Origin of the sequence: Streptomyces sp. NPDC020489, from assembly GCF_044386545.1 — a bacterium.
Taxonomy (GTDB): Bacteria; Actinomycetota; Actinomycetes; order Streptomycetales; family Streptomycetaceae; genus Streptomyces.
The window spans coordinates 43,541-62,079 of record NZ_JBIRUZ010000026.1; the positions used below are offsets into that span (position 1 = coordinate 43,541).

Here is an 18,539-nt window from a genome sequence, read left to right on the forward strand (position 1 = left end):
ACATCGATGGTCCCCTCAGTCGAGCGGGACGCCCGTGTGGCTCTCAAGGGCTTGGACGAGACGGGCCTGGAACTCGTCGTCCTGTGCCGCGGGGTGCGGGGTCTGCGTCTGCCGGTGGTGCCAGTAGCCGCCGGTGCTAGGCGTCACCTTGTGGTGCGTGGCGAGCCACACCTGTGTCTGGTGCCCGGCGGTCAGGTCGTCCGGTGCGCCGGCGCCGCCCATCCGGGTGGGCACCCACCCCGGGTCGACCGCGTGGCTCGAGGTCCCCTGCCAGCGGGAGGCGACCGCGAACGCGAGCGTGGTGACCCACAGCTTGCTGTCGTCGTAGGAAGCGGTGCCCGCGGCCAGCCGTCGCAGGTCGGTGGAGCCGGTGCGGTGCATGGAGCTGCTGAGGTAAACGAGCCTGGCCGGCTTGTCCATCAGGGCCGTGAGCAGGTAGGGCGCGACCGTGTTGACGGTGCCCGCATCCCGGGAGTTCATGGTGCCGGCGTTGTGGATGACGGCGTCGAAGCGGCCGAACCCGCCGGCTTGCCGGGCGACCTGTCGGATCTCGTCGAGATCGGCGAGATCCCCCGTGATGATGCCTTTCCACCGGACGGTGTTCTCCGCGTCGGCGAGACGGGCCGGATTCCGGACGTGGACGACCACGTCGTGCCCCTCGTCGACCAACGCGTTCGCCGTGTTGCGCCCGAGCCCACTGGCTGCGCCCGTCACCAGGATCAGTGCCATGTCAGTCATCTCCTACCTGTAGGTGGTGGTGGGGTGCGGTGAACTGGTCAGGAGCCGAGTCCCGAGAGCCTACGGAACGATCACGCCGGGTCGGGGCGCGTCGCCCTGGAGGCAAGCAGACGCGGGCCTCGATCAGTGACTCACTACCGCGCGACGTGCCGGTTTCTGTTCTCCGATGGCCTGTCCGTCGCCGAGCCCATGAGCAGTCCGTCCGTGAATCGGCCCGGTGCGCCGAGAAAGTGGCAGGCCACTCGCTCGGTTGGTATGGGCGATGATCTCCGCGGTGATGGAGATCGCGGTCTCCTCGGGGGTACGCGCGCCGAGGTCCAGACCGATCGGCGAACGCAGCCGGGCCAGCTGGGCCTCGGTGAGACCGGCCTCGCGCAGGAGACGCAGACGTTCGTCGTGGGTGCGCCGGGAGCCCATCGCGCCGACGTAGCCGACAGGGAGCCCGAGGGCGAGGCGCAGCAGCGGGATGTCGAACTTGGCGTCGTGGGTGAGCACGCATACCGCGGTACGGGCGTCGACCTCGGCGCGTTCCAGGTAGCGGTGAGGCCAGTCGACCACGACCTCGTCGGCGTGCGGGAAGCGGGCGGTGGTGGCGAAGACGGGGCGGGCGTCGCAGACAGTGACCCGGTAGCCGAGAAAACGGCCGGCCTGGCTGAGCGAGGCCGCGAAGTCGATCGCGCCGAAGACGAGCATGCGGGGGCGGGTGGCGGCCACATGGACGAGCACGGACAGCCGCTCGGGGCAGGTGGCCGCGTCCCCGCCGAGCGGGACGCGGGCCGTGCGTCCGGCCCGCAACAGCGCCCTGGCCCGGTCCGCGACCGCCTGTGCCAGCGGCCCGTCGGCCAACATTCCGCCGATCGCCCGGCCGTCACCGAGCACGCTCGATGTGGCTCCGAGCAACCCGTCGGGGCCGTCTACGACCTGCGCCACCGCGACCGGCCGGCCATCGGCCACCTCCGCGAGAGCCGCGCCGAGATGCGGCTGACTCGCGGGATCGATGTACTGGACAACAACGTCGAGTTCGCCGCCGCAGGTCAGGCCTACGGCGAAGGCGTCCTCGTCGGAGTAGCCGAACCGGGCCCGCTGGACCGCGCCCCGATCGTGGAGCACCTGCCGGCACAGTTCGTACACCGCGCCCTCGACACAGCCCCCTGAGATGCTGCCGACCGCGTTACCGTCCTCGTCCACTGCGACGGACGTGCCGACCGGCAGCGGTGCGCTGCCGCGAACGTCGACGACGGTGGCCAGGGCGAAGGGACGTGCCTCGTGGCACCAGCGGTGCAGTGTCTCCGCGATGTTCAGCATGAGCCTTTCTCCGTGGTTCGCCGTGGGGTGCGAAGTGGGCCGCCGCCGCGCCTGACGGGGGGGAGCACGCACGGCGGCGGCCCGGGGAAGTCCGGGAGCCCGACGGGGGCGGGCTTCCGGACCGGTCGAGGGGCCTGCTCAGGTCAGAGCAACGCCTCGACGGTGATGGGCAGTCGGCGGATGCGTCGGCCGGTGGCGTTGAACACCGCGTTGGCGATTGCGGGTGCCACGCCGACGTGGACGACCTCGCCGAGCCCCTTCACCCCGAGCGGGTCGGCCTCACGGTCCTCGCCGTCCAGGTAGATCGCCTTGACGTCGGGGACGTCGGCGTTGACCGGGACGAGGTAGTCGGCCAGGTTGGCGTTCACGATCCGGCCGTCCCGGTGATCGGTGACCGTGTGCTCCAGCAGGGCCGTACCGATACCGCCCACGATGCCGCCGATCGCCTGGCTCTCGGCGAGCTTGGGGCTGATGATGCGGCCCGCGTCGTACACACCGAGCATCCGTCGCACCCGCACCAGCCCCAGCGTGGCGTCGACGGCGACCTCGGCGAAGGTGGCGTTGTAGGCGTAGAAGGAATGCCGCTCGGGACTGGGCGCCCCGGCGAATGAGCCCAGGGCTTCCAGGTGGGAGCGGTCGTTGCGGGTCAGCAGGTTTCGGTAGGTCTCCCCGCGCGCTGGGTTGTTCTTCGCGTGCAGCCGCCCGCCCCGTACGACGATGTCGGCAGCCGGTACGCCATACAGCGGCGACTCGCGGTCACCGACGGCCAGTTGGATCGCCTGCCGGCGAACCTGGTCGCAGCCGTCGAGGACGGCGGAGCCGACGCTGGCCATGGTCTGGGAGCCGCCGTGCGGCGGGGTCGGCGGGAACAGTGAATCCCCCAGCCGGACAGTGACCGTGCGCACGGTCAGCCCCAGGGCGTCAGCGGCGACCTGTGTCTGGGAGGTGTAGGTGCCCGGCCCCATGTCACTGGCCGCGGTCTCCACCAGCGCCTTGCCGTCGGCATCCAGACGGACCCGGGCCTGGGCTTGGTTGCGCTGCGTCTCGTACACGCCGACCGCGACACCCATGCCGATCAGCCAGTCACCCTCCCGCCACGCCCGCGGCTTCGGGTTGCGGCGGTGCCAGCCGAACTCCCGCGCGCCGACGGTGTAGCAGTCCCGCAATCGGCGGGTGGAGAACGGCAGCCCGTTCGACTCGTCCTCGTTCGGCTCGTTGCGCCGGCGCAGCTCGATCGGGTCGACGCCGAGCTTGTGCGCGAGCTCGTCCATGGCGGACTCGATCACGAACGCCGCCGAGGCGAAGCCGGGGCCGCGCATCCAGATCGGGGTGTTCACGTCCAGCGGCACCGGCCGGTAGGCCTGGCTGACGTGGGGCATGCTGTAGAGCATCTGCCCGGCCGGCATGACCGTCTCGGTGAACGTCTCGTACGACGAGGTCTCGGAGTCCATTTCGTGGGCCATGGCCGTCAGGCGTCCCCGCCGGTCGCTGCCCAGCCGCAACCGGTACGCGTAGGAGGGCCGGAAGCCGGTGCCGAAGTACATCTGCCGGCGGCTGAGCACCAGCTTGACCGGACGGCCCGTGACTCGCGCGGCGAGGGCGGCGACGACCGTGTGCGGCCAGCAGCGCAGCCCGCTGCCGAAGGCCCCGCCGACGAACGGGTTGATGACGCGTACCGAGTCCTTGGGCAGGTCGAACACGGTGGAGAGTTCGTCCCGTGTGCCCACGACCCACTGCGTCTTGTCCCATACGGTCAGCTTGTCGCCGTCCCAGCGGGCGATGGTGGCGTGCGGTTCCATCGGGTTGTGGTGGTTGCGCGCCAACTCGTAGGTCAGGTCCAGCCGTACGGCGGCGGAGCGCAGGGCGGCCTCGGCGTCACCGCGCCCGTATGTGGTCGGCTTGTCCGGCTCGGCCTTGTGCAGGTCGGTCGAGGGCTCTTCGGCGTCGTAGCGGACCTGGACAAGGCTCGCAGCGTGCTGGGCGGCCTCCAGGCTGGTGGCGATCACGACGGCGACCGGCTGACCATGGAAGAGGACCTTGTCGTCCTGGAAGACGCGCAGCCTGCGCCCGGGTGGGTTGTTGGAACCCGGGTTGTCGCGATACGGCAGCTTCGGCGCGTTGCGGTGGCTGATCACCCGCAGCACGCCAGGGTGTTCCAGAGCGGCACGGGCGTCGAGGGAGGTGACACGGCCGCGCCCGATGCTCGCGTCGACGATGACCGCGTGCACCGCCCCGTCGACGTCGAACTCGGCGGCGTACTGCGCCTGTCCGGTGACCTTGAGTCGGCCGTCCACCCGGGGCAGCGGCGCGCCGACGGCTGCCTGCGGCTGGGGGCTCACTTGGTACCTCCTACGATGCGCAGCTGGCGTTCGACGGTCCGCTTGAGCAGCTCGGCCTTGAAGCCGTTGTGCCGAAGCGGACGGGCGCCGTCGGCGGCTCGCGCGGCGGCTGATGCCCACAGCGATTCCGAGGGGCGTTCGCCGATGAGGCGCTCCTCGACGGCGGGGAGCTTCCAGGGCACGGTCCCCACTCCCCCGGCGGCCACCTTCGCCTCCCGGACCACCCCGCCCCGCACATGCAGGGCGACCGCCGCCGACGTCAGGGCGAACTCGTAGGACTGCCGGTCACGCACCTTCAGATAGCCGGACTCGAGGGGGCGCGCAAGCGCGGGGATCTCAACCGCCGTAATCAACTCGCCCCGCCTGAGGGCATGTTCGCGATTCGGAGTCTTTCCGGGCCGAAGAAGGAAGTCAGCGAAGGGGAGTTGACGTTCCCCGTCCGGGCCGAGCAGGTGCACGGTCGCCTCCAGCGCCGTGAACGCCACGGCGACGTCGGAGGGGTGGGTGGCCACGCAGGCGTCGGAGGTGCCGAGGATGGCGTGGGTGCGGTTGACGCCGTGCAGCGCCGCGCAACCCGAGCCGGGCTCGCGTTTGTTGCAGGCGGCGGTCACATCACGGAAGTAGGTGCAGCGGGTGCGCTGCATGATGTTGCCGCCGATGGTGGCCATGTTCCGTAGCTGGGCCGAGGCGCTCAGCTCCAGCGCCTCGGAGACGACGGGGTACAGGGTGCGCACCTTGGGATGGGCGGCGGCCTCGGACATGGTCACCAGCGCGCCGATGCGCAGGCCTCCGCGTTCGGTGACGGTGACCTTGCGCAGCGGCAGGCGGGAGATGTCGACCAGGGTCTCCGGGCGCTCGACGGTCTCACGCATCAGATCGACCAGGGTGGTGCCGCCGGCGATGTAACGGCCGCCGCGGCGACCGGCGTCAACAGCCTCGTGAGTACCGGAGACACGGGTGTAGGCGAAGGGATACACGGCTCACCTCCCCGCCGTCTGCTCGACCGCGCGCACGATCTTGACGTAGCAGCCGCAGCGGCAGATGTTGCCGCTCATCCACTCCCGTATCTCCTCGGGAGAGTTGGTGTGGCCCTCCTGGATGCAGCCGACGCCGGACAGGATCTGGCCGGGGGTGCAGTACCCGCACTGGAAGGCGTCCTGGTCGATGAACGCCTGCTGCAACGGGTGCAGTTGGTCACCGTCCCTCAGACCCTCGATGGTGGTGACCTCGGCGCCCTCCAGCCGGACGGCCAGCGTCAGACAGGCGTTGACACGGTGGCCGTCGACCAGCACGGTGCACGCCCCGCAGGCCCCGGCATTGCAGCCCTTCTTCGAACCCGTCAGCCCGAGATGCTCGCGCAACAGGTCCAGCAACGAGGTGCGGTTGTCGACCGTCACGGTCCGGCGGGTGCCGTTGACCGTCAGGGAGACCCGGCTGGCAGGCGCGGCCCCCTCGGCAGCGGCCTGCTCTGCGGCGGCCTCTTCCGGCGCGGCGATGAAAGACCCTCCGGCCACCACGGCGCCGCCGACCGCGGTACTGGTGGCGATGAAGGCGCGCCTGCTGGGCGTCGAGGGGGACTCACCGGAACCGGTGGGGGGCGGGACGGACTCAGGGAGATCGGTTGTCATAACTCTGCCTTCGCATCTCTGATGGATGAGCCGCGCACAGCCGCACGGCCTGGGGGTGTCATCGCGGGAGGGGCTTCAGGGGTTCGTGACGTGGGTGGCGCCGGCATCTCCAGAGCCCCGTACGACGGAGGCCTCCAGGCGACGGCGCTGGGTGAGCGCGATCGCTACCGCGGGAACGAGGGTCAGCGCGGCGATGCCGGTGCCGACCGCCGCAGGGCCGGTCGCCCCCAGCGAGGAGTCGAGGGCGAGGCCCGCGATCCAGGAGCCGGCGGCGGTGCCCAAGTTGAACGCCGAGACGGTCAGGGCGGAGCCCAGGGTGGGCGCCCGGCCCGCGTAGCGGACGGCCAGGGAGATCAGCACCGGGTTGGCGCCGAGTCCGAACAGCCCGAGCAGGGCGACCAGCGCGACGGTGGGGACCGCGAAGCCGGACAGCAGGCAGATCGCCAGCAGCAGGGTGGTGGTCACCGCAGCCGCCACGATGATCGTCGTGTGGGGACGATGGTCGCCGAGGCGGCCTCCCATGAGGAAGCCCACCAGGGCGCCTGCCCCGAAGCCGACCAGCACCAGCGGTACCAGGCCGGCCGCGATGTGGGCCCGGTCGGTCAGCAGCGGCGAAATGTAGGAGTACGTCGAGAGTACGCCGCCGGTGGTGGTCGCGCAGGCCGTCAGCGCCAGCCACAGGCGGCCGGAGCGCAGGGCGGAGATCTCGGAGCGGATCGACACCGTCTGCTGGTCCGGGCCGTCGTGCGGGACATGGCGAGCGATCAGCACCGTGGCGGCTGCCGCGAGAGCGGCGAGTGCCCAGAACGGTCCACGCCAGCCCATCAGTTGCCCGGCGAAGGCGCCGGCCGGCACGCCGACGACGTTGGCGAGCATGGCGCCGGAGCCCACCACGCCGAGCGCGCGAGAACTCGTGGCCGGGCCGGCGGCACGCGCGGCCACAACGTTGGCCACCGCCCAGAACGCTCCGGTCGCCATCGCTGTCAGAAACCGCGCCGCCAGCAACAGCGCGAAGTTCGAAGTCAGCGCGACGATCACATGTCCAACCGCGAACACGGCCAGAGACAGGACGAGCGTCCACCGCCTGGGCAGCCGCAGCGTCAGCATCGCCATCAGCGGTGCGCCGACGACCATGCCGACCGCGAAGACGGTGATCAGCAGGCCTGCCTGGCCCACGCTCACCCGCAGGTTCCCGGCGATCTCCGGCAGCAGGCCCGCTACCACGAACTCGGTCGTGCCCATCAGGAACGTGCCCAGGGCCAGCACGTAGATGACCGTCGGAAGCCGGGCGGGCGGACGCTCGCGGTCTTCGGTGCGTACGTCGCCGGGGGCGCTGAGCACCCCGCCTCGCGGGCTCATGTCTCCATCTCCCCAAAGGGTGTGTGATCGGTGGACGACAACCACCGAACCGGCTCCACCGCGCGGGAGGAAGGTCGCACTTATGGGGGGTATAACCTCAACCTCCCTGAGGGAGGGGCCGTCGCTACGGTGGAGGTCATGGACCACCCTCGCCCCGCACACCGCTCCGCCGAGCCCCCGGACAACCGAACCGACATCCGGGACTTCCTCGCCAGCCGGCGCGCCAAGCTGACCCCGGAGCAGGTCGGGCTGCCCACCAGCGGCCGACGCCGGGTGCCGGGGCTGCGGCGCGAGGAGGTCGCCGTCCTCGCCGGAGTGAGCACCGAGTGGTACACGCGCCTGGAGAAGGGGCACATCAACGGCGTCTCCGAGGACGTCATCGACGCGGTCGCCCAGGCGCTGCGGCTGGACGAGGACGAACGCACCTACCTGTTCGACCTGGCCCGGGCGTCCCGGCCGGTGCCCCGCCCGCCGCGCCGCCGCAAGGACGTGCAGGTCCCGCCGTCTGTCCAGTGGGTGCTCGACTCCACGACGATGTCGTCGGCCTTCGTGCGCAACGGCCGCATGGACGTCATCGCGAGCAACACCCTGGCGCGGGCCGTGCACGCGCCGATGTTCGACAGCACCACCGCCGACAAGCACGGCCGCCCCAACCTCGCCCGCTACATCTTCCTCGACGACGGTGCCCTCGACTTCTACGTCGACTGGGACGCCGCCGCCGTCACCACCGCAGCCCTGCTGCGGGCCGAGGCCGGGCGTGACCCCTACGACCGGGACCTGCGTGAACTCGTCGGCGAACTGTCCACGCTCAGCGCCGAGTTCCGCACCATGTGGGCAGCGCATGACGTCCGTATCCGCCACGACGGCACCAAGCGCCTGGACCACCCCGACGTCGGCCGTCTGGAGCTGGCCTACCGGTCCCTGGACCTGCCCATGCCGAACCGGACTATCCACGACCTGACCTTCTACACCGCCGAGCCCGGCACCACCTCCGAGGACCGGATCAAACTCCTCGCCAGCTGGACAGCGGCCCCGCCCCCGGACACAGAGGCAGCCCGCGACCCTCGGTGACAGTCCCGGCAGCCCCTGGAGAGCCCCGCCCGTCGGGCCGACGGCTGTCACGCCGACCCTTCTCGGCGATCAATTCTGCGGAGTGCTCGGAGACCGTAGAGCAGGGGCGGTGGCAGTTTGCTGACTGGCGGCCCAGGAGGTGAGCAGGCGCAGGGCTTCCTCGGAGGATGAGCCGGGTTCGGCGGTGTAGATGATCATGCTGAGGCCCGGTTCGGCGGCCATCACCAGGGACTCCCAGGAGAGGGTGAGGTCGCCGACGACGGGGTGGTGGAAGCGCTTGGAGCCGGTGCCGTGGTGGGTCACGTTGTGGGCGCCCCAGCGGGTGCGGAAGGCATCGCTGCGGGTGGACAGCTCACCGATGAGGTCGTGCAGGTCCTTGTCACGCGGATTGCTGCCCGCCTCGGTGCGCAGCAGGTCCACGGTCATGCCGGCGGCCCGGTCCCAGTCCGGGTAGAAGCGGCGGGCCGCGGGGGCGAGGAACTGGTAGCGGGCCAGGTTGGGCGGCTGGGCCTGATCGGCGTACAGGTCGCTGAAGAAGGCGCGGGCGAGCCGGTTGGCGGCCAGCACGTCCAGGCGGCCGTTGACGACGAACGCCGGCCCGGCGGTGACGGCGTCCAGGGTCCACTGAAGGCTCTTGTGCAAGGTCCGCTGCCTGCCGGAGCGCCGTCGGGGACGCGCGAGGGTGTCGGAGCCTTCCTGGGCCTGGGCCAGATGGAGCAGGTGGGCCCGTTCGGCGTCATCCAGCTGGAGGGCGCGGGCGACGGCTTCGAGCACGGCGGGTGAGACGCCGGCGAGGTTGCCACGCTCCAGCTTGGCGTAGTACTCGACGCTGACGTCCGCCAGCGCCGCGACCTCGCTCCTGCGCAGCCCGGGCACGCGGCGCCGGGTACCTGCCGGCAGCCCCGCCTGCTCCGGAGTGATCTTGGCTCGCCGCGAGGTCAGGAACTCGCGGACTTCATCACGGTTGTCCACGACACGACGTTACGACCGAGTCCGCCAGGTTGGGGTGTACTACCAGTACACCCCTCATCAGTAACTCGCTGCGCGCGCGAAATGGGGCTTCCCTGGATGACGTGGTGCTTTCCGTTTCGCCTTCACCGGTGGAGCGGCAGGTGCCCGCCCGGCCTGTTTCGCCCGGAGACGCCCACGCGGGTGACGTCAGGGACGACAGCGCGGGAGCCGATCCGGTGCCGCGTGCGCCGGTACACGCGAAGCAAGTGAAGCAAGCAAAGCAAGGAGATTCAGGTATGCGCGGCGTCATCATGCACAAGGCCGGCGACGTCCGGGTCGAGGACCGTGACGACCCGAAGATCATCGACCCCACCGACGCGATCGTGAAGCTGACCGCGACCTGCATCTGCGGGTCGGACCTGTGGCCGTACCGAGGCATCGAGCCCGCCGACCGCACGCTCATGGGGCATGAGTACGTGGGCGTGGTCGAGGAGGTCGGCTCCGAGGTGAGGACCGTCAAGCCCGGGGACTTCGTCGTCGGATCGTTCGTCATCTCCGACAACACCTGCGAGATCTGCCAGGCCGGCTTCCAGTCCAAGTGCGTGCACGCCGAGTTCGTCCACGCCGGAATCGGCACCCAGGCCGAGAAGGCCCGTATCCCGCTCGCCGACGGCACCCTGGTCGCCACCCCCGGACAGCCCGACCCGGAGCTGATCCCCGACCTCCTGGCCGCCTCCGACGTGCTGGGCACCGGCTGGTACGCCGCTGTCGCCGCCGAGGCCGGCCCCGGCAAGACCGTCGCGGTGGTCGGCGACGGAGCCGTCGGCCTGATGGCAGTCCTGGCCGCCAAGCAGCTGGGCGCCGAGCGGATCATCGCCATGTCCCGGCACCCCGAGCGGCAGAAGCTCGCCCTGCACTACGGCGCGACCGACATCGTCGAGGAGCGCGGTGACGAGGGTGTTGCGAAGATCAAGGAACTCACCGGCGGACTGGGCGCGCACTCGGTCGTCGAGGCGGTCGGCACCCAGGAATCGTTCATGCAGGCTGTCGGCGCCACCCGCGGCGGCGGGCACCTGGGCTACGTGGGCGTGAACTACGACGTGTCCATCCCCGGCATCGAACTGTTCTTCGCCGGCATCCACACCCTGGGCGGCCCCGCCCCGGTGCGCCGGTTCCTGCCCGAGCTGATCCAGCTCATCTGGGACCGCAAGATCGACCCGGGCAAGGTCTTCGACCTCACCCTGCCGCTGGAGCAGGCTCCGGAGGGCTACAAGGCGATGGACGAGCGACGCGCCACCAAGGTGCTCCTCACTCTCTGACACGCCTGCCCGTACCCATCCCCGCCCACCCCGTGTCGCAGCCACGGGGCAGGGCGACACATTCGCCCGCTGGAGCGGGTTCTCGTACCTCCCTCCGCTCGAACTGCTCACTCCCGAGGCCCTGTACGAGCGACGCGGGCGCAGTGTGCGCGGCTGTTCCGAGATAGAGCTCGCGCGTGTCGCGTCTGCATCCCGACCGTGCCCTTCGCCCCTGGTAACCCACCAGCACTTCCGCGCGACCGGCGGCACCTGCACACTCGCACCGACCGTCTCCGGTGCACCGACATCCGCCAGAGACTCCACCGCCTACCGGGCGACGACGGGCCCCGGCCGCGGTGATCGGCTTCGGGTGCCACAGGGACCCCTCAGCCATTGCAGGCTCGTGGAAAATGCCCGATCCTTCTGACGCTGCATCAGATACGCCTCCTCCCCGGCACCCTGACGCAAGAGAAAAGAGGCCCCGCATGGTTGCGACACAGCGCAGGAGCCGAAAGATCATGATGACGCCGGACGAACTGGACGAGTTCCTCGTCGACCAGCGCACGTGCCGCGTCGCCACCGTCTCAAACGACGGCCCCCCGCATCTCAGTGCCCTCTGGTTCGCCTGGGACGGCACCTCGCTGTGGCTGTACTCCATCGTGCGCAGCAAGCGTTGGACCGACCTCCGTCAGGACCCACGCGTCGCTGTCGTCGTCGACTCCGGCGAGGAGTACGGGGAGCTGCGCGGGGTCGAACTGTCAGGCACCGCGGAGTTCGTGGGCGAGATCCCCCGCACCGGAGAACCGTGCACCGAACTCGACGCGTTGGAAGCGCTGTTCGCCCGCAAGAACTTCGGCCTGGAGGAAATGCCGCACGACGGTCGGCATGCGTGGATCCGCCTGACACCATCGAAGACCGTCTCCTGGGACTTCCGAAAGCTGTGACAACCAAGGCCTATGGCGCACCAGCGGATGACCAGCCCAGCCGCTTGCCCCGCGTCTCGTCGGAACCCGTGGCCTCCAGCTGAGGCACCGCGCTCGGCCAACCGCAGCAACAGAACCGGTCAGTTGCCCGATCGGAGGCGATCCGTGTCACATCAGCGCCCACGTCCCGAACAACGGCCACGTCCCAAGCAACTGGACTCCCCCCTACTGCCGCGACTCTTCAAGTACATGGCCAAGGCCCAGGTGTGGGCCTACCGCCGTACCCACGGCCGGCTCGGCGGGACATGGCGCATAGCAGCCGGCTTCCGCAAGCCGGTACCCGTCCTGCTCCTCGAGCATCGCGGTCGTAAGTCCGGCAGGCTCTACACCACGCCGCTGCTCTACATGACCGACGGACCGGACACGGTCGTCGTGGCTTCCCAGGGAGGGCTCCCCAAGAACCCTCAGTGGTATCTCAACCTGCGCTCCCACCCGGACACCCACATACAGATCCGCGCCCAGCGGAGACCTGTGCGCGCCCGCACCGCGGATCCGCAGGAACGCTCTCGTCTCTGGCCCCGACTACTGGAGGTCTACGCCGACTTCGAGTTCTACCAGGCATGGGCCGAACGCGAGATCCCGGTGGTGGTCCTCCATCCCCGAGCCGACGAGTGAGGACCTCACGGGGGCGAGCGGACGTGAGGGGATCATCGGGCCAAGGGCCGCTTCGCCTGCGCCGGGTGGGGACCACTGGGCCACAGGGCGGCTCAGTGGCTGATGGGCGGCACCGCGCTGTACCGCGCCATGGCCTGCCGCACGCGAACCGACCCCTTCCCCCCTGAAGCCCCCGTAGCCGCAGACCGAGAAGGCGCAACGAGGCACGGCCTCGCCACTACCGCGCACAGCGGTACGAAGCCGAGGTACAGGTACCTGCTCACCCACCCAGGCATGCCCGGCGGGCTCCCCGATGGGCCCAAGGCGGCCGTCGACCCTCGCCCTCCGCGCTCAGCCGCCCGAATCGTCCGCCTGGGACGAAGCCAGGGCGGACGAGACCAGAGACGCCCAGCAATCGGATCACCCTATCCACTTTGAGTGCTACGCTTGCCACGGCGAACCGGAGCGACCTATCCGAATCATGAATTGGATAGCCCTTTCCACTCCTGTTCCGTTGCACGGCCCACGCGGCCACGGCGGGGGGCGCCGACACCGTCGACCCCGGCCGCCTCCTCACTCCGGCCGGCCCCCCGTGTCCCCATGCCTTCCTGCCGAAAGGATCTCCTGTGACCAGCATGTCGTTCACCGACGCGGTACGCACGTGCCTCACTGCCAAGTACGCCACGTTCCCAGGTCGCGCCCGGCGCGCGGAGTACTGGTGGTACTCGGTTCTGTACGTGATCGCCACCGTTGTGATCGCCGGGATCAGCCTCGCCATCGAGGTCCCGCTGCTGAACGTCCTCCTGCTCCCGTTCATCGTGCCCATGCTCACCGTCTCGGTCCGCCGGTTGCACGACACCGGCAAGTCCGGCTGGAGGATGCTCATCGCCCTGATCCCGGTTGTCGGCCCGATCCTCTATCTCGTGGGCATGACAGTGGACAGTTCCCCGGGCGCCAACCGGTACGGCCCCTCTCCCAAAGCCGTTACGCACCCCGTCGGCTGAGCCAGTCATCCACGTGACGGCATCGGCCGCGACCCATCGGATCGGCACAGGTGACAAGCCTTGCCGACGTCCGCCCCCGGTGAGAACCGGACCGGACGTGGACACACCTGGCCCGCACCGACGGGCGGTAGCCCCACACCTCAGCCTCCGACGTTTCACTAGAAGGACCTGTCATGACCAGCATCGCCATCGTCGGAGCCGGCCCCCAGCTGGGCCTGGCCGTCGCCCGCGCCTTCGGCTCCCACGGCTTCGATGTCGCCCTGATCTCCCGCAACCCCGAGAAGCTCGACGGTCTCGTCGGCACGCTCACTGCTGAGGGCATCTCCGCCGCCGCCTTCCCCGCGGACGTCCTCGACCGCGACGCACTCACTCAAGCCCTCAACGACACCGTCACCAGGTTCGGCCGCATCGACGTCTTGGAGTACTCCCCGGCCGACGCGCCCGACGCCGTGATCACCACCCCAACGGAGACCGAACCCTCAGACGTGCAGCAGCAGATCGAGTTGCAGCTCTACGGCGCCATCACCGCCACCAAGGCTGTCCTGCCCGCGATGCGCGCGGCCGGCACCGGCACCCTCCTGTTCACCACGGGCGCCCGCTCCCTCAACCCCCAGCCGCCGACCGCCAACCGCGACGCCGCCGCCCTGCGCAACTGGGCCATCAACCTGCACAAGGAACTGGACGGTACCGGTATCCAGGCCGCCCACATCGGCATCGACGCAACGATCGGCACCCCCACCTTCTACGGACAGCCGCGGGTCATGGCCGACGAGATCTCCCCCGTCCACTGGGCGCTGCACACTACTCAACGCGACCAGCCCGAGCAGATTTTCAGGGCCTGACGCCGCACCCGCTGAACGACATCCGCCTCACCTCGACTTGCCCCAGCATCCGCCCACCGAGAAGGCATCATGGCCTACGCGCACGACCACAAGATCACACCGCGGCTTTCGACGCTCCCGAACGGGCCGTATATCCACGTTCGGGCACTGCGCTCCCTGAGTGAGCAAGCGGTCCGAGACGCTCTGCCGCCCCCGCGAGCCGGACATCGCCCACCAAACGCGACGTCACCGTACCCGGGCCCTGTGGATCGCCGGATGTCACGATCGCTTGTACACCCCCACCGAGCGAGACAGCCTGCTTGCCAGGACTTCCCTACGTCCACGACGGCGGTTTCGTCACGGGCAGCATCGAGCCATGATGCTGCGACACTCCGTATGGTCAGGCGCGCAGCGGCCGACCTGGATCAGAGGTGAGTCCTGCATGGTGCGCCTGGCCCTCTGTTGCCGGTGCGCCGACCGCACTCGAGCAGCGCTCAGCGCGTACTCATTCAATAAGGAGCGATGTGTTGGCCGAAGAACCGTTGGAGCTCGTCGGGCAGATTGCTCTGGGCGGGGTGGCTTTTTCTCTCGGCCCAGATCGGAAGAGGTCCGGCGACATCGCCACGATTCGAGCCGCTGCTGACGCGGGGATCCGCATCTTCGACTCCGCCCGCGCGTATGCGCCGGTGGACGACCCTCAGCACAACGAAAGGCTGTTCGCTCACGCCCTGAAGGGGCGGAGTGATGTGCTCATCGCCACCAAGGGTGGACACTTCCGGAGTGGGCAAGAAACGTGGGACGTGGACAACAGCGCGGCGCGTCTTCGGAAAGATGTCACTACAAGCCTTGACGCTCTGAATGTCGAACGTATCGGCCTGTATTACCTCCACCGCGCCGACGCTCCCTACCCGATAGGGGAAAGCGTCTCGGCACTCGACGAAATGCGAAGGGAAGGGAAAATTCAGCAAATCGGGCTTTCGAACGTCACTGCGGCTCAACTGGAGGAAGCCCATTCCATCACTCCGATCGACGCTGTACAGAATCGCCATGGCGTCGCCCACGCCGAGTCCTCTGACGTCCTGCGCCTGTGCGAGAAGATGGACATCCCTTTCTTCGCTTACTCCCCCCTACGGCGCGATGACGGTCAACCCTATTCGGAAGGGTTCTCTCGGATGGGTGCCCTCGCAGCCGATCGAGGAATCTCGCTGGCACGCCTGCTCCTGCGCGCACTCCTTGAGTCGTCACCCGTGATGTCGGTGGTCTCAGGCGCCTCCAGGGCCGAGTCCGCGATGGACTCGGCGGCCGCACTGACCGAGGTCTGGGACGAGGAACTGGAGTCCGCCTGGCAAGAGGATGTTCTCGCTATGCGCACATGACACGGTCGGCACACAGGCAGGGCTTGATCAAGTTCCCTAGGACGGAGCCAGCACGTGGCCGCCCAAAGGACCGGTGTACGCACCGGGGGCGCCGGTCCTTCAGCGCCCGTACGAGCTGCCCAGGCGCCCTGACGAGCCTGGCGAGGTGCTCTTCGTGTCGACGCCGTCCCGCCCTCCTACCCCTGTACAGATGACCCTCATTGGCACGTATCCGCTACGCTGTCCCTGGTCAGCCGCTGGTACGGGGCGTTGTCTGCTCGGATGATCCTGCGGAGAGCGTCTCACCACGTCTGACCAGCGGGCTTGTGCTCCTCGTCGAAGATCCACGCCCTGGATTTTCAACAAGGTTTTCTACAAGCCCCGTCGCGGCCCTGGCGCCGGTCGAGTGCGAGTTCATGATGACGACCGCAGTACGTAAAGCCGCCGCCGCGAACCCCGGGCTGACGTCCAGCGGGCTAGTACTCCAGCAGGATTTCGCTGTCTGACCTGGTCTTTTCGCCGGGTGGCGGGAGTGTAGCGGGACTTCGATCGTGCGGGGGCGGGCTGACGGAGACCGCCCTTCGCTCGTGCGACAACGCCGCAGGAAGTGGCAGTGGCGGGGCAGCCTCCGAGGGTGATCACCGAGTCTGCCGCCGCGCAGTGGGACCTCGAACTGGACGATCTCTTCCTGACCATCGGGCACCGCTTCGGCCGAGTCGAGCTCCGCCGTCGCATGCGCGACTACGTACGCGGGCTGCTCGCCCCGGTGGCCCGCAAGAACAGTTGGCAGCTGGCCGAACAGGCCGGCCACCCCACGCCCGACGGCCTGCAGCACCTCCTCGCCGGATCGAAGTGGGAGCCCGATGACATCCGCGACGACCTGCAGGAATACGTCGCCGGCAAGCTCGGCGAGGGCGATGGTGTCCTGATCATCGACGACACCGGGTTCATCAAGAAGGGCAACACCTCCGCCGGGGTCCAGCGCCAGTACTCCGGAACCGCCGGCCGGACCGAGAACTGCCAGATCGGCGTCTTCGCCGCCTACGCCTCCGCCCGCGGCCGGGCCCTGGTCGACCGCGAGCTCTACCTCCCGAAGTCCTGGACCGAGGACCGGGAACGCTGCCGCACCGCAAAGGTCCCCGAGGAGCGGGAGTTCGCCACCAAAGGCGAACTGGCCAGGCACATGGTGCTGCGGGCCCTGGCCTCGCCGCTGCCGGTCGCCTGGGTCACGGCGGACGCCGCCTACGGTCAGGACAACCAGTTCCGCCGGCTGCTGGAGCAGTCGGGTGTCGGCTACGTGCTGGCAGTCCCCAAGTCCCAGTTCAGCGTTGGCTGTTCGCGGATCGAGGGTCTGTTCGCGCAGGCCCCGGACGAGGCATGGGAGAAGCTCTCCTGCGGCGATGGCGCGAAGGGGCCTCGCGTCTACCACTGGGCAGCGGTGCGGCTGCCGGCCGTCGCCGAGTTCGACTATCAGGGCGAGGTCCCTCACCGGATGCGGTGGGCACTGGCCCGGCGCAGCATCAGCAAGCCGGACGAGATCGCCTACTACCTCGCCTACACGCCCCTGGAGACCACGGTCCAGGAGCTGGTGCGGGTCGCCGGGGCGCGCTGGGCGATCGAGGAGTGCTTCCAGGCCGCGAAGAACGAATGTGGCCTGGACCAGTACGAAGTCCGCCGCTACGTGGGCTGGTATCGGCACATCACGCTGGCCATGCTCGCTCACGCTTTCCTGGCCGCTACGGCACACCAGCCCTGGGAAAAGGGGGCGGAACAGGTGAGACACCCGGGGCCATCGGGCTCACAGTGGCGGAGGTTCGGCGACTCCTGGCAGCTTGTCGTGCCCGGCCCCCGCACCTGAGCGGACACCGCGGACGACACCACGCGCTGAGCTGGTCGAACTGGCGCCGCCGACGCCAAGCAGTCGCCCGCCGCTGCCACTTCCTGCGGCGTTGTCGCACGATCGAGGGGCGGTCTCCGTGAGACCGCCCCCGCACGATCGAAGTCCCGCTACACTCCCGCCACCCGGCGAAAGGACCAGGTCAGACAGCGAAATCCTGCTGGAGTACTAGGGTCTGTTGCGAAAGTGGATCTTGTTCGTTGATGATCATCTGTCGTGGGACGTGGTGATCTGACGAACGGCCAGTGGGCCCGGCTTGAGCCTCTGCTGCCGCGGGGCATCAAGCCGGGGCGTCCGCAGGTGTGGACGCGGCGGCAGTTGATAGACGGCATACAGTGGCGGACCCGGACCGGTGCTCCCTGGCGCGATGTGCCGGAACGTTATGGGCCGTGGGACCGGGTCTATGACCTGTTCCGGCGCTGGCAGCGGGACGGGACCTGGGCGAGGATCCTCACCCAACTGCAGGCCGAGGCGGACGCGAAGGGCCTGATCACCTGGGACGTGAACGTCGACTCCACCGTCTGCCGGGCCCACCAGCACGCCGCCGGAGCGGTGAAAAGGGGGACCTCCAGAAGGAACCGCCCGGCGGCGTCTTCGCCGAGCCGGCCGACCACGGCCTCGGACGCTCCCGGGGCGGACTGACGAGCAAGATCCACCTTGCGGTCGAGCAGGGACAGAAGCCCTTGGCCGTGGTGATCACGGCCGGGCACCGGGGTGACTCGCCGCAGTTCGAGCCAGTCCTGGAAGCGATCCGGGTGCCGAGGCTGGGGCTCGGCAGGCCTCGCAAGCGACCGGACCGGGTGCGGGCCGACAAGGCGTACGACTCCCGCAGCAACCGCTCCTACCTGCGCAGACGCGGGATCCCGGTCCCGGCGGACCGTGTCCGCAACCGCCTCAAGCGCGGCTCGCGCGGCGGGCGGCCACCGAGGTTCGACAAGGACGACTACAAACAGCGGCACGCGGTCGAGTGCGGGATCAATCGCCTCAAGCGCCACCGGGCTGTCGCCACTCGGTACGACAAACTCTCCGTCCGCTTCGAAGCGACCGTCTGGTCGCAGCCATCAACGAGTGGCTATGACCAGCACTTTCACAACAGGCCCTAGTACTGCAACGGTGCTTGTTCTGAGTGCTGGGCAGTTTTCAAGGGCTGTGTCCACGGCGCTTGTAGTGACTGAGCCGTGCTTGATATTGCCGTC

General features: G+C 69.2%; 15 protein-coding genes and 1 pseudogene. 9 read left to right on the forward strand and 7 right to left on the reverse strand.

The window, feature by feature from the left end:
• Positions 1-15: 15 nt before the first annotated feature.
• The 6 genes from ACH41F_RS40745 to ACH41F_RS40770 form a co-directional block, all read right to left on the reverse strand.
• A complete protein-coding gene (locus tag ACH41F_RS40745; RefSeq protein WP_398839781.1) occupies positions 16-738 on the reverse strand; it encodes an SDR family NAD(P)-dependent oxidoreductase in 723 nt (240 codons plus the stop codon).
• Positions 739-861: 123 nt separating this feature from the next.
• Positions 862-2,043: an XdhC family protein gene (locus ACH41F_RS40750; RefSeq protein ID WP_398839782.1), complete on the reverse strand. Its 1,182-nt coding sequence runs from the start codon at positions 2,041-2,043 to the stop codon at positions 862-864.
• 143 nt (positions 2,044-2,186) lie between these two features.
• Entirely contained in the window at positions 2,187-4,382 is a 2,196-nt protein-coding gene (locus tag ACH41F_RS40755; RefSeq protein ID WP_398839783.1) for a xanthine dehydrogenase family protein molybdopterin-binding subunit, read from the reverse strand.
• Positions 4,379-5,359, reverse strand: a complete 981-nt coding sequence (locus tag ACH41F_RS40760; RefSeq protein WP_398839784.1) for an FAD binding domain-containing protein — start codon at positions 5,357-5,359, stop codon at positions 4,379-4,381. The genes ACH41F_RS40755 and ACH41F_RS40760 overlap by 4 nt, the downstream gene beginning before the upstream one ends.
• A gap of 3 nt (positions 5,360-5,362) precedes the next feature.
• Positions 5,363-6,010 carry a (2Fe-2S)-binding protein gene (locus ACH41F_RS40765; protein WP_398839785.1) on the reverse strand — a complete coding sequence of 216 codons (648 nt, stop codon included), beginning with the start codon at positions 6,008-6,010 and terminating at the stop codon, positions 5,363-5,365.
• Positions 6,011-6,085: 75 nt separating this feature from the next.
• Positions 6,086-7,369, reverse strand: coding sequence for an MFS transporter (locus ACH41F_RS40770; protein WP_398839786.1), 1,284 nt, complete (start codon positions 7,367-7,369; stop codon positions 6,086-6,088).
• A gap of 138 nt (positions 7,370-7,507) precedes the next feature.
• Here ACH41F_RS40770 and ACH41F_RS40775 point away from each other — a divergent pair, with 138 nt between their 5' ends.
• Positions 7,508-8,440 (forward strand): helix-turn-helix transcriptional regulator, encoded by a 933-nt coding sequence (locus ACH41F_RS40775; RefSeq protein ID WP_398839787.1) that lies wholly within the window; start codon positions 7,508-7,510, stop codon positions 8,438-8,440.
• A 69-nt stretch (positions 8,441-8,509) separates the two neighbouring features.
• Here ACH41F_RS40775 and ACH41F_RS40780 read toward each other — a convergent pair whose 3' ends face one another.
• Positions 8,510-9,412 carry a helix-turn-helix transcriptional regulator gene (locus tag ACH41F_RS40780; RefSeq protein ID WP_398839788.1) on the reverse strand — a complete coding sequence of 301 codons (903 nt, stop codon included), beginning with the start codon at positions 9,410-9,412 and terminating at the stop codon, positions 8,510-8,512.
• A 275-nt stretch (positions 9,413-9,687) separates the two neighbouring features.
• Between ACH41F_RS40780 and ACH41F_RS40785 the strand changes: the two genes are divergently transcribed.
• The 8 genes and pseudogenes from ACH41F_RS40785 (at position 9,688) to ACH41F_RS40820 (ending at position 18,421) form a co-directional block, all read left to right on the forward strand.
• Positions 9,688-10,710: a zinc-dependent alcohol dehydrogenase family protein gene (locus ACH41F_RS40785; RefSeq protein ID WP_398839789.1), complete on the forward strand. Its 1,023-nt coding sequence runs from the start codon at positions 9,688-9,690 to the stop codon at positions 10,708-10,710.
• Between the two features lie 464 nt (positions 10,711-11,174).
• Positions 11,175-11,633 carry a pyridoxamine 5'-phosphate oxidase family protein gene (locus tag ACH41F_RS40790; RefSeq protein WP_398839790.1) on the forward strand — a complete coding sequence of 153 codons (459 nt, stop codon included), beginning with the start codon at positions 11,175-11,177 and terminating at the stop codon, positions 11,631-11,633.
• 228 nt (positions 11,634-11,861) lie between these two features.
• Positions 11,862-12,287, forward strand: a complete 426-nt coding sequence (locus tag ACH41F_RS40795; RefSeq protein WP_398839791.1) for a nitroreductase family deazaflavin-dependent oxidoreductase — start codon at positions 11,862-11,864, stop codon at positions 12,285-12,287.
• A gap of 614 nt (positions 12,288-12,901) precedes the next feature.
• Positions 12,902-13,270, forward strand: a complete 369-nt coding sequence (locus tag ACH41F_RS40800) for a DUF805 domain-containing protein (RefSeq protein WP_398839795.1) — start codon at positions 12,902-12,904, stop codon at positions 13,268-13,270.
• A gap of 173 nt (positions 13,271-13,443) precedes the next feature.
• Entirely contained in the window at positions 13,444-14,112 is a 669-nt protein-coding gene (locus tag ACH41F_RS40805; protein ID WP_398839792.1) for an SDR family NAD(P)-dependent oxidoreductase, read from the forward strand.
• Between the two features lie 506 nt (positions 14,113-14,618).
• The gene (locus ACH41F_RS40810) at positions 14,619-15,467 is read left to right on the forward strand and encodes an aldo/keto reductase (protein ID WP_398839793.1); all 849 of its coding nucleotides are present in this window, start codon (positions 14,619-14,621) and stop codon (positions 15,465-15,467) included.
• A 613-nt stretch (positions 15,468-16,080) separates the two neighbouring features.
• Entirely contained in the window at positions 16,081-17,304 is a 1,224-nt protein-coding gene (locus ACH41F_RS40815; RefSeq protein ID WP_398839794.1) for an IS701 family transposase, read from the forward strand.
• Positions 17,305-17,559: 255 nt separating this feature from the next.
• Positions 17,560-18,421 (forward strand): annotated as a pseudogene (locus ACH41F_RS40820) (IS5 family transposase).
• The last annotated feature ends 118 nt before the right edge of the window (positions 18,422-18,539 follow it).

Coding starts and splice junctions, on each gene's coding strand:
- ACH41F_RS40745 (WP_398839781.1), bottom strand. CDS start 738: ATGACTGACATGGCACTGATCCTGGTGACGGGCGCAGCCAGTGGGCTC.
- ACH41F_RS40750 (WP_398839782.1), bottom strand. CDS start 2,043: ATGCTGAACATCGCGGAGACACTGCACCGCTGGTGCCACGAGGCACGT.
- ACH41F_RS40765 (WP_398839785.1), bottom strand. CDS start 6,010: ATGACAACCGATCTCCCTGAGTCCGTCCCGCCCCCCACCGGTTCCGGT.
- ACH41F_RS40770 (WP_398839786.1), bottom strand. CDS start 7,369: ATGAGCCCGCGAGGCGGGGTGCTCAGCGCCCCCGGCGACGTACGCACC.
- ACH41F_RS40775 (WP_398839787.1), top strand. CDS start 7,508: ATGGACCACCCTCGCCCCGCACACCGCTCCGCCGAGCCCCCGGACAAC.
- ACH41F_RS40785 (WP_398839789.1), top strand. CDS start 9,688: ATGCGCGGCGTCATCATGCACAAGGCCGGCGACGTCCGGGTCGAGGAC.
- ACH41F_RS40790 (WP_398839790.1), top strand. CDS start 11,175: ATGGTTGCGACACAGCGCAGGAGCCGAAAGATCATGATGACGCCGGAC.
- ACH41F_RS40795 (WP_398839791.1), top strand. CDS start 11,862: ATGGCCAAGGCCCAGGTGTGGGCCTACCGCCGTACCCACGGCCGGCTC.
- ACH41F_RS40800 (WP_398839795.1), top strand. CDS start 12,902: ATGTCGTTCACCGACGCGGTACGCACGTGCCTCACTGCCAAGTACGCC.
- ACH41F_RS40805 (WP_398839792.1), top strand. CDS start 13,444: ATGACCAGCATCGCCATCGTCGGAGCCGGCCCCCAGCTGGGCCTGGCC.